The organism is Hymenobacter mellowenesis, from assembly GCF_030581005.1.
Lineage (GTDB): Bacteria > Bacteroidota > Bacteroidia > Cytophagales > Hymenobacteraceae > Hymenobacter > Hymenobacter mellowenesis.
Genome location: NZ_JAUQSX010000005.1, coordinates 208,671 through 223,715, shown reverse-complemented (window position 1 = coordinate 223,715; position 15,045 = coordinate 208,671). Strand labels below are relative to the sequence as shown.

The 15,045-nt window shown below is 62.0% G+C and carries 14 protein-coding genes; 10 read left to right on the top strand and 4 right to left on the bottom strand.

Annotated features, from left to right (window positions below; all coding sequences use genetic code 11):
- Positions 1-25 precede the first annotated feature (25 nt).
- The 8 genes from scpA (at position 26) to Q5H92_RS11580 (ending at position 7,142) form a co-directional block, all read left to right on the top strand.
- Positions 26-2,185 (top strand): methylmalonyl-CoA mutase, encoded by a 2,160-nt coding sequence (gene scpA / locus Q5H92_RS11615; protein WP_305011694.1) that lies wholly within the window; start codon positions 26-28, stop codon positions 2,183-2,185.
- Between the two features lie 22 nt (positions 2,186-2,207).
- Positions 2,208-2,561, top strand: coding sequence for a hypothetical protein (locus Q5H92_RS11610; RefSeq protein WP_305011693.1), 354 nt, complete (start codon positions 2,208-2,210; stop codon positions 2,559-2,561).
- Positions 2,562-2,814: 253 nt separating this feature from the next.
- Positions 2,815-3,561, top strand: a complete 747-nt coding sequence (locus Q5H92_RS11605; RefSeq protein ID WP_305011692.1) for a porin family protein — start codon at positions 2,815-2,817, stop codon at positions 3,559-3,561.
- Positions 3,562-3,655: 94 nt separating this feature from the next.
- Positions 3,656-4,018 carry a DUF1304 domain-containing protein gene (locus Q5H92_RS11600; RefSeq protein WP_305011691.1) on the top strand — a complete coding sequence of 121 codons (363 nt, stop codon included), beginning with the start codon at positions 3,656-3,658 and terminating at the stop codon, positions 4,016-4,018.
- A 29-nt stretch (positions 4,019-4,047) separates the two neighbouring features.
- On the top strand, positions 4,048-4,461 hold the full coding sequence (locus tag Q5H92_RS11595; protein ID WP_305011690.1) for a hypothetical protein: 414 nt from the start codon (positions 4,048-4,050) through the stop codon (positions 4,459-4,461).
- Between the two features lie 93 nt (positions 4,462-4,554).
- Positions 4,555-5,346, top strand: coding sequence for an SDR family NAD(P)-dependent oxidoreductase (locus tag Q5H92_RS11590; RefSeq protein WP_305011689.1), 792 nt, complete (start codon positions 4,555-4,557; stop codon positions 5,344-5,346).
- A gap of 251 nt (positions 5,347-5,597) precedes the next feature.
- Positions 5,598-6,143 (top strand): hypothetical protein, encoded by a 546-nt coding sequence (locus Q5H92_RS11585; protein ID WP_305011688.1) that lies wholly within the window; start codon positions 5,598-5,600, stop codon positions 6,141-6,143.
- Between the two features lie 501 nt (positions 6,144-6,644).
- Entirely contained in the window at positions 6,645-7,142 is a 498-nt protein-coding gene (locus Q5H92_RS11580) for a hypothetical protein (protein ID WP_305011687.1), read from the top strand.
- Here the strand turns inward: Q5H92_RS11580 and Q5H92_RS11575 are convergent.
- Both Q5H92_RS11575 and Q5H92_RS11570 read right to left on the bottom strand, forming a co-directional pair.
- Entirely contained in the window at positions 7,139-7,639 is a 501-nt protein-coding gene (locus tag Q5H92_RS11575) for an ankyrin repeat domain-containing protein (RefSeq protein WP_305011686.1), read from the bottom strand. The two genes, Q5H92_RS11580 and Q5H92_RS11575, sit on opposite strands and share 4 nt — an antisense overlap.
- An 84-nt stretch (positions 7,640-7,723) precedes the next feature.
- Positions 7,724-8,470: a J domain-containing protein gene (locus Q5H92_RS11570; RefSeq protein ID WP_305011685.1), complete on the bottom strand. Its 747-nt coding sequence runs from the start codon at positions 8,468-8,470 to the stop codon at positions 7,724-7,726.
- Positions 8,471-8,661: 191 nt separating this feature from the next.
- Between Q5H92_RS11570 and Q5H92_RS11565 the strand changes: the two genes are divergently transcribed.
- Positions 8,662-9,528: an urease accessory protein UreD gene (locus Q5H92_RS11565; RefSeq protein WP_305011684.1), complete on the top strand. Its 867-nt coding sequence runs from the start codon at positions 8,662-8,664 to the stop codon at positions 9,526-9,528.
- A gap of 77 nt (positions 9,529-9,605) precedes the next feature.
- On the opposite strand, the gene ureG is transcribed toward Q5H92_RS11565, so the two are convergent.
- The gene (gene ureG / locus Q5H92_RS11560; protein ID WP_305011683.1) at positions 9,606-10,358 is read right to left on the bottom strand and encodes an urease accessory protein UreG; all 753 of its coding nucleotides are present in this window, start codon (positions 10,356-10,358) and stop codon (positions 9,606-9,608) included.
- A gap of 84 nt (positions 10,359-10,442) precedes the next feature.
- Positions 10,443-11,114, bottom strand: a complete 672-nt coding sequence (locus tag Q5H92_RS11555; protein ID WP_305011682.1) for an urease accessory protein UreF — start codon at positions 11,112-11,114, stop codon at positions 10,443-10,445.
- A gap of 394 nt (positions 11,115-11,508) precedes the next feature.
- Here Q5H92_RS11555 and Q5H92_RS11550 point away from each other — a divergent pair, with 394 nt between their 5' ends.
- Positions 11,509-15,036: a hypothetical protein gene (locus Q5H92_RS11550; protein ID WP_305011681.1), complete on the top strand. Its 3,528-nt coding sequence runs from the start codon at positions 11,509-11,511 to the stop codon at positions 15,034-15,036.
- The last annotated feature ends 9 nt before the right edge of the window (positions 15,037-15,045 follow it).

Here is a 15,045-nt window from a genome sequence, read left to right as displayed (position 1 = left end):
TTTCCCCCCGTTACAATCCCACCCTATGAAGCCCGACTTCTCTTCGATTCTCTACAACGCGGCCCCGGCCCCCGCTGCTACTGCCGCGCCCGAAACAGCCGCTACTGCCACGCCCGAGGGCATTGCCATCAAGCCCGTGTACACGGCGGCCGACGTGGCCCACCTCGACCACCTGGGCTTTGGCGCGGGGCAGGCGCCCTACCTGCGCGGCCCCTACGCCAGCATGTACGTGCAGAACCCGTGGACCATCCGGCAGTACGCCGGCTTCTCGACGGCCGAGGAATCGAACGCGTTTTACCGCCGCAACCTGGCCGGCGGGCAGAAGGGGTTGAGCGTGGCCTTCGATTTAGCGACGCACCGGGGCTACGATTCCGACCACCCGCGGGTGCAGGGCGACGTGGGCAAGGCCGGCGTGGCCATCGACTCGGTAGAGGACATGAAAATCCTCTTTGACCAGATTCCGCTCGACCAAATGTCGGTGAGCATGACCATGAACGGGGCGGTGCTCCCGGTGCTGGCCTTCTACATCGTGGCGGCCGAAGAGCAGGGCGTGAGCCCCGAAAAGCTGTCGGGCACCATTCAGAACGACATTCTGAAGGAGTTCATGGTGCGCAACACTTACATCTACCCACCCGCGCCGAGCATGCGTATCATCGCCGATATTTTTAGCTACACGGCGGCCAAGATGCCCAAGTTCAACTCGATTTCCATCTCGGGCTACCACATGCAGGAAGCCGGCGCCACCGCCGACCTGGAGCTGGCCTACACCCTGGCCGACGGCCTGGAATACGTGCGCGCCGGCCTGGCAGCGGGCATGAAGATTGACGAGTTTGCCCCGCGCCTGAGCTTTTTCTGGGCCATTGGCATGAACCACTTCATGGAAATTGCCAAGCTGCGTGCCGGCCGCCTGCTCTGGGCTAAGCTCATTCAGCAGTTCAACCCTACCAACCCCAAAAGCTTGGCCCTGCGCACCCACTGCCAGACTTCGGGCTACTCCCTCACCGAGCAGGACCCGTACAACAACGTGGCCCGTACCGCCATTGAGGCCCTCGCGGCGGCCCTGGGCGGCACCCAGAGCCTGCACACCAACGCGCTGGACGAGGCCATTGCCCTGCCCACCGACTTCTCGGCCCGCATCGCGCGCAACACCCAACTCTACCTGCAGCACGAGACCGACATTACCAAAGTAGTGGACCCCTGGGGCGGCAGCTACTACGTCGAAACCCTCACCCACGAGCTGGCCGACAAAGCCTGGGCCCTCATTCAGGAAGTGGAGGCGCTGGGCGGCATGGCCCAGGCCATCGAAACTGGCCTGCCCAAGCTGCGCATCGAAGAAGCCGCCGCCCGCAAGCAGGCCCGCATCGACTCGGGCAAGGAAATCATCGTGGGTGTGAACAAGTACCAGACCTCCGAGAAAACGGAGGTCGAAGTGCTCGACATCGACAACGATGCGGTGCGCGAAAGCCAGATTGCCCGTCTCAAGCAAGTTCGCGCCGACCGCGACCCCGTGGCTGTGAAAGTGGCCCTGGCCGCCCTCACCGAGGCAGCGGGTGCCCGTCTCACGGAAGTGGCGGCTGATACGGAAAAGGAAGCTCACAACCTGCTGGCCCTCGCTGTCACCGCGGCCCGCGCCCGCGCCACCCTCGGCGAGATTTCCGATGCCCTTGAAGCCCAGTTTGGCCGGCACCAGGCCACCACGCGCACCGTGGCGGGCGTTTATTCCCAGGAAATGTCGCACAACGAAGCTTTTGAAGAAGCCCGTGCGGCGGCCGATGCCTTCGCTGCCCGCGAAGGCCGCCGCCCCCGCATGCTTGTGGCCAAAATGGGCCAGGACGGCCACGACCGCGGCGCCAAAATCATCGCCACCAGCTTCGCCGACGTAGGCTTCGACGTCGACCTCGCCCCGCTCTTCCAGACGCCCGCCGAAGTGGCCCGTCAGGCTGCCGACAACGACGTACACGTGGTGGGCGTGAGCAGCCTCGCCGCCGGCCACAAAACCCTGCTCCCCCAGCTGCTCACGGAGCTACGGCAGCTCGGCCGCGAGGATATTCTGGTGATAGCCGGCGGCGTGATTCCGGCCCAGGACTACCAGTTCCTCTACGATGCCGGCGTGGCCGGCGTGTACGGCCCCGGCACGGTCATCGCCACGGCGGCGCTGGAGATTCTGGGGAAGCTGGGGGAGTGAGTTGAATTTTAAAAGCCAGCAAATGTTTCCTTCTTTCCCTTTTGCCGTTTTATTCACTGACGACTCAGAAAGGCCTTATCAACTGATAGCAAAATTCGATGACCCGGAACTTGCTTCTTATAAGGCTCTTTTCGACAGATATAGTTTGTCCGATTACCGGGTATCGTTAGTTGACACAACAATTCTGATTGTTAAAAAACAAGCATCAAGCTTGCTAGACTACTTAGAATTTGATGAAGAAGGCTACTGGCTTGATATGTCCATTGAACATGAACCAGTACTTCCGCTTTTCATATCGGCTGTCTGCCCCATTTTTCAAGACCTTATTTTACTTGAAACATACGTTCGGCAAGTAGCAGATGAACACAAGGTTTGAATTGGCACCTTTGTGCTCTTGGCCCGCCCTACCCGGCGGGCCTTTTTATTGCTCATAAGCCCGGTTTCAGCGTTTCTGATTAGCACTGATACAATCATTTATAAGTCCTTTTCGATAAACTAATTTAAAAATTATAATACTGACTTTTATTTACTTACAATTTTAAATCATGTAAATGCACTACCATTTAAAAGTCCCAAAAACCCGAAAGTCAGTTGGCACCCAAGCACTCCGCTCCTGTACGTTTGCCAGCATGGAAACCAACCTCACTCCCGCCGCGCGCCTGACACGCATCTTCCAAATCGGCCTGCTGTGTGCAGCGGCTTTTAGCAGCACTTTGGCCCACGGGCAGGAAGCGCCGGCCCGCGCCACTTTCATTGGCCTCTCGGCCGGCGCGGGCATCAGCCTGGCGCCCGGCTCCATGCAGCAGCTGGACATGTCGCAGGGTTCGTATCTGGCCCCTACCGGTAGCCCGGGCGCAGGTTTGGCCGTGGCGCTGCTCACGCGGGTGCAGCGCGGCCGCTGGTTTGCGCAGCCCGAGCTTCGCTACCAGGAAGTGAACTCGGCCCCTTTCGAATACCCCGGCGGCGGGGGCGGCTACGGCTCCCTCTTCAGCGGCCGGCCGAAGCGGGGGTTTCACGCGCGGCAGTTGGCCGTGAGCGCACTGGGCGGCTATTCCTTTGGCCCTCATAAACAATATTATGCGCTGCTGGGCCCGGCCGTGGCCTTCCGCCAGGGCAACGACGGTGTGGCAACCCCCAACCCCGCCGATGGCGCCAACGGCAGCTACGCCTACGTGATGGACCAGGCCCCGGAGAAAACCCAGGTCCAGCTGCACGCCGGCGTGGGCCGCTGGGGCAAGCACTTCGATGTGGAGCTGCGCTACGCCTACGGCCTGACGCCGCTGGTGCGCCAGCTTGATTTCAACAACCAGACCTACGATTTCAAGGTGCGCGCCAGCACTCTCATGCTCACGCTGGGATACCATTTGCCGCTGTAGGCCACGGCGCGGGCGCGTCCTACAGCGGGCAAGGCTGAGGAGGTTTCGGGCGAAATAGCCGTAAGTTGGCCCAGCCAAACGCTATATTCCCATCATGCACCTGCTCAGCCAAGTTCTCATCGGCCTAGTGGCCGCCATTCACCTCTATATTCTGTGGCTGGAAATGTTTGCCTGGACCACGCGCGGGCCCAAAACCTTCCGCTCGCTGCGGCCCGAGCTGTTCGAGCCCACCAAGGTGCTGGCCGCCAACCAAGGGCTATACAACGGGTTTCTGGCCGCTGGCCTCGGGTGGGCGCTGCTGATTTCGGACCCGGCGTGGCACCGCAACGTGGCGGCTTTTTTCTTGGGTTGTGTGGCCGTGGCGGGGCTCTACGGGGCTTTCACGGCCGGGCCGCGCATTTTGCTGGTGCAAACCGTGCCGGCGCTGCTGGCCCTGGCGGCCCTGCAGCTGGTGTAGTAGCGCGCAGACGGTTATATCTTTAGAAGGTGAATTCGACCCTTCGCTATTTTAGCAACCAGGCCGCCGTTATTTCCTACGCGCCGGGCGGGTACGTGCGGCTCGACTGGCAGCCCGTGGCGGCCTCGGCGCCCGAGCTGCGCGCCATTTACGAACACGTGCTACAGGCCATGCGGCACCACCGTGCCACCGCCCTGATGACCGTGCACAACCAGCGCCCACCCATGCCGCCCGAGGTGCAAACCTGGCTGGCGCACAACTGGCTGCCCCGCGCCGTGGCCGAGGCCGGCTACGGCCGCTGCGCCGTGGTGGAAGCCACCACGCCGCTCAGCCGGCTGGCGGCCCGCACCGTGGGCTCCGACATGGGCGCGGCTCTGCGCTTCCGGTATTTCGACACCCAGGAAGCGGCCGACGAATGGCTGCGCGGCCCGTCCGGCAACTAAAGGCGGGTACTGTATGTGCTTTTGACGCGGGCCGGCATACTATTTCGGCGTGGGCCGGTTTAGGAGGGAATTTTACTTTCTCCTGCCTTTTTCATGGATTTGCAACTCACCGATAAAATTGCCCTCGTCACGGGCTCCACGGCCGGCATCGGGCTGGCCATTGCGCGCCGCTTGGCGGCCGAGGGCGCCGAAGTCATCATCACCGGCCGCACCGAAGGCCGCATTGCCGAAGCTCGCGCCGTCATTCTGGCCGAAACGCCGCAGGCCCGGGTACGCGGCGTGGCCGTCGATTTTGGCAAGGCCGACGAGGTGGCCAATTTGCTGCGCGAAGTGCCCCGCGTCGACCTGCTGGTGAACAATGTGGGCATCTTCGAGCCCAAGCCCTTCGCCGAAATCCCCGACGAGGAATGGGTGCGCTTCTTCGAGGTGAACGTGCTGAGCGGAGTGCGCCTCTCGCGCCAGTATTTCCCGCTGATGCTGGCGCAGGACTGGGGCCGCATCCTGTTTATTTCGAGCGAATCGGCCCTGCAGATTCCGCAGGAGATGATACACTACGGCACCACCAAAACGGCCCAGCTGGCCGTGGCGCGCGGCCTGGCCGAGCTCACCAAGGGCACGGGCGTCACCGTCAACTCGGTATTGCCCGGACCCACGGCCTCGGAGGGCGTCGAGGAGTTCATCAAAAAAATGGCCGCCGATGGCAAGAGCAAGGAAGAAGCCGAGCACGACTTCTTTCGGAACGACCGGCCGACTTCGCTGCTCCAACGCTTCATCAGCACCGACGAGGTGGCCAACATGGTAGCGTTTCTGTGCAGCCCGCTGGCGGCGGCCACCAACGGCGCCTCTGTGCGCGTGGACGGCGGCGTGATTCGCAGCATTGGGTAAAAGGTTGTTGCGGGTCAATCAGGAACGGTCATGCTGAGCGCAGCCGAGGCATCTCGCGTGGGGTAGTAATCCTATCGATTGAATTACTACCCCACGCGAGATGCCTCGGCTTCGCTCGGCATGATGGTCAACTTTTTGGCAGCGCCAGGCAACCGGCGGCGCGCGGCGCGCATCTGGCGCGGTGGTACAGGCCTTCCCCGTGCGGGGCCGGTACCACCGCGCTTTTTCTCGCACGCCTCACCTTTCTGCAAATGTTTAAATCAGCGTTCCTGCTGGCCAGCGCCCTGCTGGTGGGTAGCGTGGCCCGGGCCCAGGCCCCGGCCGCCGAGGTCAAGGCCCTCACCGCCCGCCTCAACCAACTTCTGGTAGACCCCAAAGACCAAGACAACGACACCGAAGTACGCGTGTCGCTGGCCGACTGTGGCTTCCGCCAGACCGTTCGCAAATACCGCAAGCCCGACAAAACCAGCACCACCAACATTGCCGTGAGCAACAGCAAAAACGGCAGCAGCTGGGGTTTCAAGAGCAACGAAAACGTGGAGCTGGAGCTCACCCTGGCCCAGGAATGGGCCGAAGTGGGCTCCGTGACCTACGCCGCCAAGGAGCACGAAAAGGGCGGCGGCCACTACTACGAGCTCACCGTGAAGCGCCGCGAGGCGCCCAAAGGAAAGTCATCCTCGTCGGGCTTGGCGTCCACCATCACCCTTGGGCTCAACACCGATAATGAGCAGGAAGTAGCGGCGCTGGCCCGGCGCCTCGACGAGGTGCGGCGGCAGTGCACCAGCCGCAAAGGCTAGCCCAATAAGCGCAGCTTCGGCAAGCGGCTTTGGCCGCGCCACGTCAGCAGCATGCCCAACAAAGTTTTCCGGGCAGTGCTGGTGGCTTCGCGGCGATTTGTAAAGTCCTTTTATTTGAGAGCAGAATCTTTTCAGCTGCTTCATTAAAAGGGCTTTACGAATCAATACCGGACGCATCCTGAGCTGGGAAAGTCCCGGGAAGCAAAATTTTACCTTGGTTCAGGCCACCTTCTCCGGTTGATTTGCCTGACGCCGACCATTAATGGCTGGCGCTCAGCAACTATGTCGCACGCGCTACGCTGCATTCCCTTTCTTGCCTGCATGGCTCTTGCGCCGGCCTATGGCCAGGATGCTCCGCCCCAGGAGACTTTCTGGGGGATTTCGGGCGGAGCAGGCTTGGCATTTTCTGCGGCGCCACAGCCCCGCATTGAACTGCCTCCAACCTACCTGTCTACAACGGGCGGAACCGGTGAATCTGTTGCTATTGCTGCCTTCGTGCGCATGCCCCGAAGCCGTTGGTTCGGACAGCCCGAACTTCGCTTTCAAAGCGTGCTTTCGGCGCCTTTTCAGTACTATTCGGGCCTTAGCTCCGGCTTCTTTTCCTCCAGCACGGCCACGACGGCGTTCTACGTCGACCAAATGCAGGTGGCCGCGTTGGCTGGCTACACCTTCGACGCCAGGCAACAATGGTACGCCCTGCTGGGACCAGCCGTGGCCTGGCGCGTGAACAAAAGCGGCCCCGCCCTCCCAACCGCTACCGCCAGCCTGGACGATGCGGTGCGCGATGCCGTGGACCGGGCCCCGGCCGCCGCGCAGCTGCAGCTTCACGGGGGCCTGGGCTGGTGGGGGCGGCACCTGGGCGTGGAGGCCCGCTACACCCACGGGCTCACCCCCTTGGTGCGCCAGCTCAGCTTTCATAACCGGACGTATGACTTTCTGGTGCGCAGCAGCACGGTGATGTTCACCGTGGGCTACCACGGCCGCCTGAGCCAGCGCTAGGCCTGCGGCGGGGCGCCGCCGAGCAGCGCCCAGGCTTCGGCGTTGCCTTGCTGGCCGGCCAGGTGCAGGGCGGTGAGGCCGCGCGCGTCCTGCATGGTTTGGTCGGCGCCGGCTTCGAGGAGCAGGCGCACGAGGGCGTTGCGGCCAAACATGGTGGCGAACATGAGGGCCGTGCCGCCGCTGCCGTTTTGCAGGTTGAGGTCGGCGCCGCGCTCGATGAGCAGGCGGGCAATGTCGGGGTAGCCTTTGAAGCTGACGCCCATCAGGGCGGTGTTGCCGGTGACGTCCTGCGCGTTGGGGTTGGCGCCGGCGTTGAGCAGCATCACCACGGCGTCGTAGTGGTTGTCGTAAGAAGCCAGAACGAGGGGCGTGAAGCCTTTGGCGTTGGTGGTATCCACTTTGAGGCCCCGGCCCAGCAGCTCGTGCAGAGTGGAAACATCGCCGCGGCGGGCGGCATCAAACAACAAATCTTCGGACTGCGCGGAAGGGACTGACATGAAAGCGGGAAACTTAAGGGATGATAATCGGCTGCTGATACGGCAAAACCCACGTCGTGGCTGCCCTGGCGTGCGCCGCTGGCCTCAAAAACGCACCATGATGATGATGGTGATGATGGCCAATAACCCGCTCACGACGCCTGTGTTTACATAAGTTTCGGCGGAGTGGCCCGGCCACACGCCCACGGCCGCCACCGCCGCCAGCAGCACCGGCAGCAGCAAAAACGTGCCGTAGATGGTGCCCGCGTAGGGCCGAAACGGCGCCGGCTCGTCGGGCAAGTCGGGCGCGCTCACCTGGCTCACCACGCCCAGCAGCGGCGTTTGCCACACCTCGATGCGCTGCCCGGCCCGCACCCGGTGGCCAATGGCACTGGGCAGCCGAAATTCGGTGTGCTCGGTGTGCACGCGGTAGGCCATCTGCGGGTCGGAGAGCGACACGGAAACCGAAACGGGAAAGCGGCTGCGCACGGTTTCGTGGGCGAAGTGGCGCAGCGGCAGGCCCCAGTCGAGGCCCAGCAGCAGGCAGCACGCCAGCAAAGCCGCGTTGAGGCTGCGGCCCACGCGGGCCAGCCGGCCCAGGCGCTCGTCTTGGCGCTGGCGGTCCGACACCGGAGCCGCGGGCTCCTGCGTGAGCAGCAGGTCGTAGGCCACGCGGCGGCGCGAGTTGCCAAGGATTTCGTAGCCGGTTTCGACCTCGGCCAGGCGCGCTTTCATGGCGCGGTCGGCGGCGGCCAGGCGTTTGAGGCGGGCGCGCTGGCGCACGTAGGCCTGCTCAATTTCCTGACTCGTGGCCGCCGGGGCCACGCCCAGCACGCGGTAATAATTCTGCATAAGTGAAAGCGCGGCAAGGCCCTAAAATACAGGCCGCCGGGTGATTTCAAAACGTGGCCCGGCCTTCGGCTATTGCCCCGGCCAAGCAGAAGCCTCGCTCAAAACCGCGCCGCCATGCGGAATGGCCGGGCGGCAGGGCCTTACTTCGCAGCCTGATGACTGTCGATTCGGCCGCCCCGCTCCTTCCGCTCATGCCCCCCACTCCCGCCTGCCCCGCCTGGAGTGAGCTGGAGGTGGCCGAGGTGCGCGGCCATTCGCGCCTGGTGGTCTGCAAAAACATCCAGCCCCTGAAGCTGCTGCAACCCGCCTCGCACAGCCGCGCCGCGCATGTGGTGCTGAGCAGCTACGGCGGCGGCATGGTGGCCGGCGATGTCATCCGGCTGCGGGTGAAGGTGGATGCTGGCGCGCGGCTCATCCTCAGCACGCAAGCCAGCACAAGGATTTTTCGCTCCATCGACGGCGCAGTGGCCGAGCAGCACACGGCGGGCGTGCTAGGCAAAAACGCGCTGGCCGTCATTTTTCCCGACCCGGTGGTGCTGCAAGCCGAAAGCCGCTACCGGCAGATGCAAACGTGGGATTTGGAGCCGACGTCTTTGCTGCTGCTGGTTGATTGGTTTCACTCCGGCCGCATGGACCAGGGCGAGCGGTTCGCTTTCACCTCGCTGCACTCGGAGCTGCGCGTGCGGGTGGCGGGCCGGCTGGTAGTGCTGGATAGATTTGCCTTCAACCCGGAAGAAAACATTGCCACTTCGCCAGCCAATTTCGCGGGGTATCAAACGTTTTTTTCGGTCTTTTTAGTGGGCAGCCCCGACGACGCGCGTTTCCAGACGTTAGCGAAGGTGCTGGCGCGGCAGAAGATGCCCGGCAGCACGGGGCCGCACTTCAGCCTCAACAGTCAGGAATGCGTGGTTTCGGTGACACAAGCGCGGGAGAATGTGTGGGTGCTGCGGGCCGCCGCGCACAGCCGCATGGCCCTGCAGCCGCTGTGCGAGCAGATTCTGGCGGCGCTGTCAAGGGAAGAGTTACTGGGGTATAACCCGCTGGCGCGGAAATATTGACGTAGCGTGGACTCTGCGAGTCCGCGCCCATGTGAAGGCGACCGAACGATGCGCGGACTCGCAGAGTCCACGCTACGCTAGCGGCGGTCCTCGCGCACGGCCGCCAAGGCGCGGGCTTTGGCGGCTTTGATGTGGCTAATGATGTCGTCTAGTCCGTGCCCATCGATGGCGCGGGCGAACAAAAACGGCCCTTCGCCGCGCATCTTCTTTGAATCGCGTTCCATCACGCCAAGGTCGGCTTTGATGAGGTCTTTGAGGTCAATTTTATTGATGATAAGTAGGTCCGATTGCGTGATGCCGGGGCCACCCTTGCGTGGGATTTTGTCGCCGCCCGACACGTCGATAACGTAGATGGAATAATCGACCAGCTCGCGGCTGAAGTGGGCCGCCAGGTTGTCGCCGCCACTCTCCACGAACAGGTAATCGAGCCCGTAGTCGAAGCGCTGCATGAGGCCTTCGAGGGCATCCATGTTCAGCGAAATATCCTCGCGAATGGCGGCGTGCGGGCAGCCGCCGGTTTCGACACCCACAATCCGGTTTTCATCCAAAGCACTGTGGCGGATGAGGAATTCGGCGTCTTCGCGGGTGAAGATGTCGTTGGTGACCACGCCCAGTTCGAACTCGTGGCGCAGGCGCTCGCACAGCGCCTTAAGCAAGGCTGTTTTGCCCGTGCCTACCGGGCCGCCGATGCCCACGGTGAAGGCCCGCTTGCGGAAGTTGCGGTAGCTGGGTAGCCGCCGCGTTTCGCGCTCGTTGAAGTCACCCGGTGATTCGTACGCTTCGTGCTGGTGGCCGTGGAGAAGCAGGGCAAGTTTTTCGACAAAAGCCATGGGTATGTAGTGATGTAGCGTGGACTCTGCGAGTCCGCGTGTGGCGGCGCGTTTCAGGCGCGGACTCACAGAGTCCACGCTACGTTAGTTCTGAAATAGTTTAGAATAAATGTCCTCGTGCAGCACCTGCGCGGCATCCAGCAGAAAAGCCGAGCGTACCGCCTCCCCAAATCCCTTCCCCGCCTGCGCTGCCAAAATGTGCTCGAACACCGCGTAGAAATCGTGCTGCAGTTGGTGCCCCTCCAGCGGCCCCAGAAACCCAAGGCGAATGGCGGCGCTGAGTTGGTCGCGTAGCAGCATGTGCAGGTACATGGCCTTTAGCTCTTCCAACCCAAAGCCGACGCGCTGCAACGCCAGCGTGAAAACCAGCGTGAAATGCGGCGGTCTGTTTTGCCCGTTGAACCACTGGGTAATGGTTTCCAATTTAGCTTCGGAGTAGAAGGTGGCCAGCAGCTTCAGCCAGTTGCGGCCCTGCACGGCGCTGGCTTTGTAGAGTCCGGGCACGAGCAGTTGCGCGTCGTATTCTTCGGCGAGGGTTTGAAATTCGGGGCTTTTTTCGGTGAGGTGGAAGGTGGACTGGATAAAAGGTAATTCGGCGCTGCCGGCTTGTTGCAAGTAAGAATACAGGTAGTTCCGCAGCGCAAACGGCGTGTTCACTAGCCCGAAGGTGATGCTGCTTTCCAGCCCGTAGGAATAGGCAAACGAACCAGTGGGAATGGCCGAATCGACGAGGTGCAGGAGGCGGGCGAAGTGCATAAGGATGCAGCTCTTGAAGAGGCAAGCTACGGCCCGTGGGTGAAGTTATATTTAGTTTCGGCAGATGCAATATGATAGGTATCTACCATGATATAGTAATGAGTAGCAACTAAGCCACCTTATATCGTGAATAATCTAAAAATTTAATAAAATATTTATAAAGTTAAAATATTGATTCGCAGGTGATTTTACGCAACTGTTTTCAAAACGCCGCACAGCCACTATTAAATTTAGCATACCAAAAAAATTACATTAGCAATAAAGCCGTTACTTGCGCCAAATTATTTAGCCAACGCGCTTCAGCTTTACTTGCATGAGTTTGTACGCCGACTACTATCGCCGCGCCATTAATGAGCACCCAACCGGCTTAAAGTTAGTACTTGGCGGTACAGGTTTGGGGAAAACCAGCAGCCTGGCCGAGCTGCTGAACGCCGGGAATTACCCGCCGGACACTAAATTTATTTACGTAGCCAACCGCATTCAATTGCTAAACGAAATGGCGGCCCAACTGACCGAGCCCCGCCACTACGTGCAGCAGCACAAAGATGCCGACCAGTTGCAGGCCGTGCTGGAAGATGGCACGCTGGCGGCGCTGCTCAACCACCCCCACACCCCAGCCCTACTGGACGAGTACCGCCGGCAGGAGCGGCTGCCGGCCACCAGCCTCGACGACCTGCGTGGCAAAGCCGACCGCTTCGGCCGGGCGTGGGCCATGGGCCGGGCCGGCGATGGCCTGCTCGACCTGGGCGACCTGGCCAGCGACGCCCTCCGGCCGCTGAAGGAGCTGCTGGCACTGGCCCGGCAGCTCGCCAGCGCCCCGCCCCTGGCCCGGCAGTGCATCGCCCAGGAGCCCGCGCGCGAATTGGCCGCGCTGCCGGTCTGGCCCCGGTTGTTTCCTTACATCCGGTTTCAGGAAGATGCCACCTGCCGGCTATTTCTGCTCACGGTGCATAAAGCATTTCATGGCGTATTTGATGGGCAGCGTACGGTGAAGCTGGGGAGTTGGAAAAAGCCGCTGGAAGGACGCTATGTTTTCGTATTCGATGAGTTCGACTTCCTGGAAAACGACTTGCTCAACCTCTTGGCTCACGACAAGGAAGTGCGCGACCCGTTCGGACTGGTGCAAACGTTTTACGAGCGGCTGTGCCGCCGCAAGCTCACGCATTCGCAATACTTGGCCCACCGGCCCGAGTGGAAGCCCATCCGAAAGATGATGGAGGACATTCAGGAGCGCATCGATGAGCTGGCAGACAAGGGCATTGATTTCCCGGCCATCACGCACTTCGATACAGGGCACGAGGAGTTGCGCGGCCGGGCCATTTTCCAGTCAAACCGCTCGCTGGTCCAAAAGCCGGTATATCTGCATCCAGACACTCCCCGACAGCACTCCTTTACGCTCACGCCGGAGGCAGAGGGCCCCAATGCATTCCTGCTGTTCGACGTGGTGACGCGGGCCGTGAAGGACATTATCCGGCTGTTCAACCGCTTGCAGGCCGAGCACGAGGACATCTATTTTGAGGTGCTGCGGCAGTGTTTTGGCAATACCGAGTACCTGCGGGAAATCCGCCAGATAAGCCAAGTGGGCGCGCAGTACGAGCTGTGCGAAACCGGCTACGGCAGCCTGCTCACCAACGGTTTTGGCCTCTACGAGATTGAAATGGATAAGAGCCAGCTCACCGACCCCGACGAGGTAGGCGTACTCTACCATTCGCTCAACGACAGCCCCGAGAACATGCTGCGGGCGCTGGCCGGGGAGCATTTGGTTTTTGGCCTGTCGGCAACGGCGCACATTCAGCGGGTGCTGCGCAATTTCGACTGGACGGGCCTGGCGCACCCGGGCCGTCCCGCCGATTCCTTTGGCCCGCTGCCCAACACGTCCGCCGACGAAGACGACGTGCGACGCGCCAACTCCCGCAAGGCCGCGGTCCGGCAAAACACCATCACATACGAGGTAGCCGAACCCTTGAGCCTGCTCGCGCCCTTCGGGCAACAGCTGGCGGCCACGGCCCACGCCGACCCCGAATATTTTGGCAAAAACGCAGGTACCTTAAGCCACCGGCTGCGGCGGGTGCAGCACGTATTCGGGCTGCTGGCCCGGCTGGCTGCCCAAAGCCCGGCCGAGCTAGCGGCCGGACCCACGCACCTGGTTTTTCTATCGTCGTTGCGGCAGGTGCAGCGGCTGCTCGACCGGGGAGACGAAGACGGCTGGTTCGGGGCGACCCCGCACCCGGCGACGGGTGACAAAAACCTGCGCATCTACAACGTGTGGTGCCGCGACGAAACGCGCCAGCACCGGGTGGAATGCACCGTGTCCCTGTATAATGCCGAATTTGGGAAGAAATTAAGTGATGACCCTATACTCAATGAGCAGTACAACGCGCTATTCTGGGCCGGGCGGCCGGTGGTCGTCATCACCACTTACCCCTCGGCCGGCAACGGCGTGAACCTGCAGTACTACCAAACCCCGGCCGACTACGAGGCGGAGCGTAGCGCGGGCAAGCGCGACTTCCAGTTTCTGCACCTGCTTGAAGCGCCGTACTACTATTTCAGCGGGGTAAAACCGCAGGACAATGCCATCGAGCAGCACGCAGCCATCAAGCGCGATGTGTATGGAGCACTGAAACTGCTGTATGCCAAGCGCCTGACGGCCGGCCAGGCCGGCGGCTTACTCGGCCAGATTCGGCTGCTCAACCGCTTCAACCCGGAATACCTGCACACGACCGACGGCGTACTGAACCAGTTCAGCGTGCTGGTGCAGGCGCTGGGCCGCATCGAGCGCGTGTGGCAAGCCATGCCAGAGCAGAGGCTGTACCTGGACCGCGACGTGTACGGAGTGCTGGCCCGCGTGGCCGCCGAACCCGAGCTGGCCGCCGAGCGCGAGAGCTACCTGCGCTACGCTTCGGGCAATATGCAGACGCTGCTGGCCGCCATTGAACACGACGAAAAGAAGAAACGCAAAGCCGTAGAAGACGACCTGCACGACCTGCGCCGGACCAACGACGCGGCCCGCGACGCCATTCACCGGCTGGTGCTGGAGCTGGAGCATTTCAAGCGCACGGGCGAGGGCGACGCCCGCCAGCGCTGGCAGTGGCTGCGCGACGACGTGCTGCGCCACGACCTGCCCCGCCCGCTTCGCTCCGGCGAGACGCTGCCCGACAAGCCCCGCCCCAACCAGCTGGCGCGCATCCGGGGCACGTTTCGGAGCGAGTACGCCCGCGAAGGCAAGTTGCTCATCAACTCCGAGCTGCACCTGGCCCCGCCGGGCACCAACAGCCCCGAGTTTCATTCCTGGGATTTAAACGCCGCGTACCACCCCGTAAACAGCCAGCTCAACTCGCCACTGGCCAAGCATTTCCGGGCGCGCGGTTACGAGCTGGCCTTCGTGGAATCCGGTACCTACCTGCTGCCCTACGTGTATCAGTCCATTCTGATTGGGGCCATTGGGGAGGAAGTGATTGAGGCGGTGCTGAAGCACAACCATATCAAGCGCGTGATTGCCACCAGTGAGGCCGTGCCCGATGCGGTGTTTGAGGTAGCTGATTTGAAGCTGGAAAGTCGGCCGATATACATCGACTGCAAAAACTATGGGGGCCGCACCCTGCGCCAGTTTGCCCTGCCGCCCGACGACCCGTTTTATCATCCCAACCTCAACGAGCCGCATTTCCGGGAGCGCATGGTGAGCAAATGGCAACAGTTGAGCCACGCCACCCCCGGCACCGCCGCCGACCCCTGCCGCTTGGTGGTGATGAACCTGCGCCACGACGAGGAAAGTGTACTGGGTTACTACGACGAGCATTTTGAGCGGGTATCCGGCTGGGCGCAGGCCCGCATTGTGGTGTTGACCGGCACCCTCAAGCCGGCCCCAGCCGATGCTTCCGATTTATTGACGCTTGCCTGCGAACGTCTGCTTTCTCATTTCTAACCCTTCACT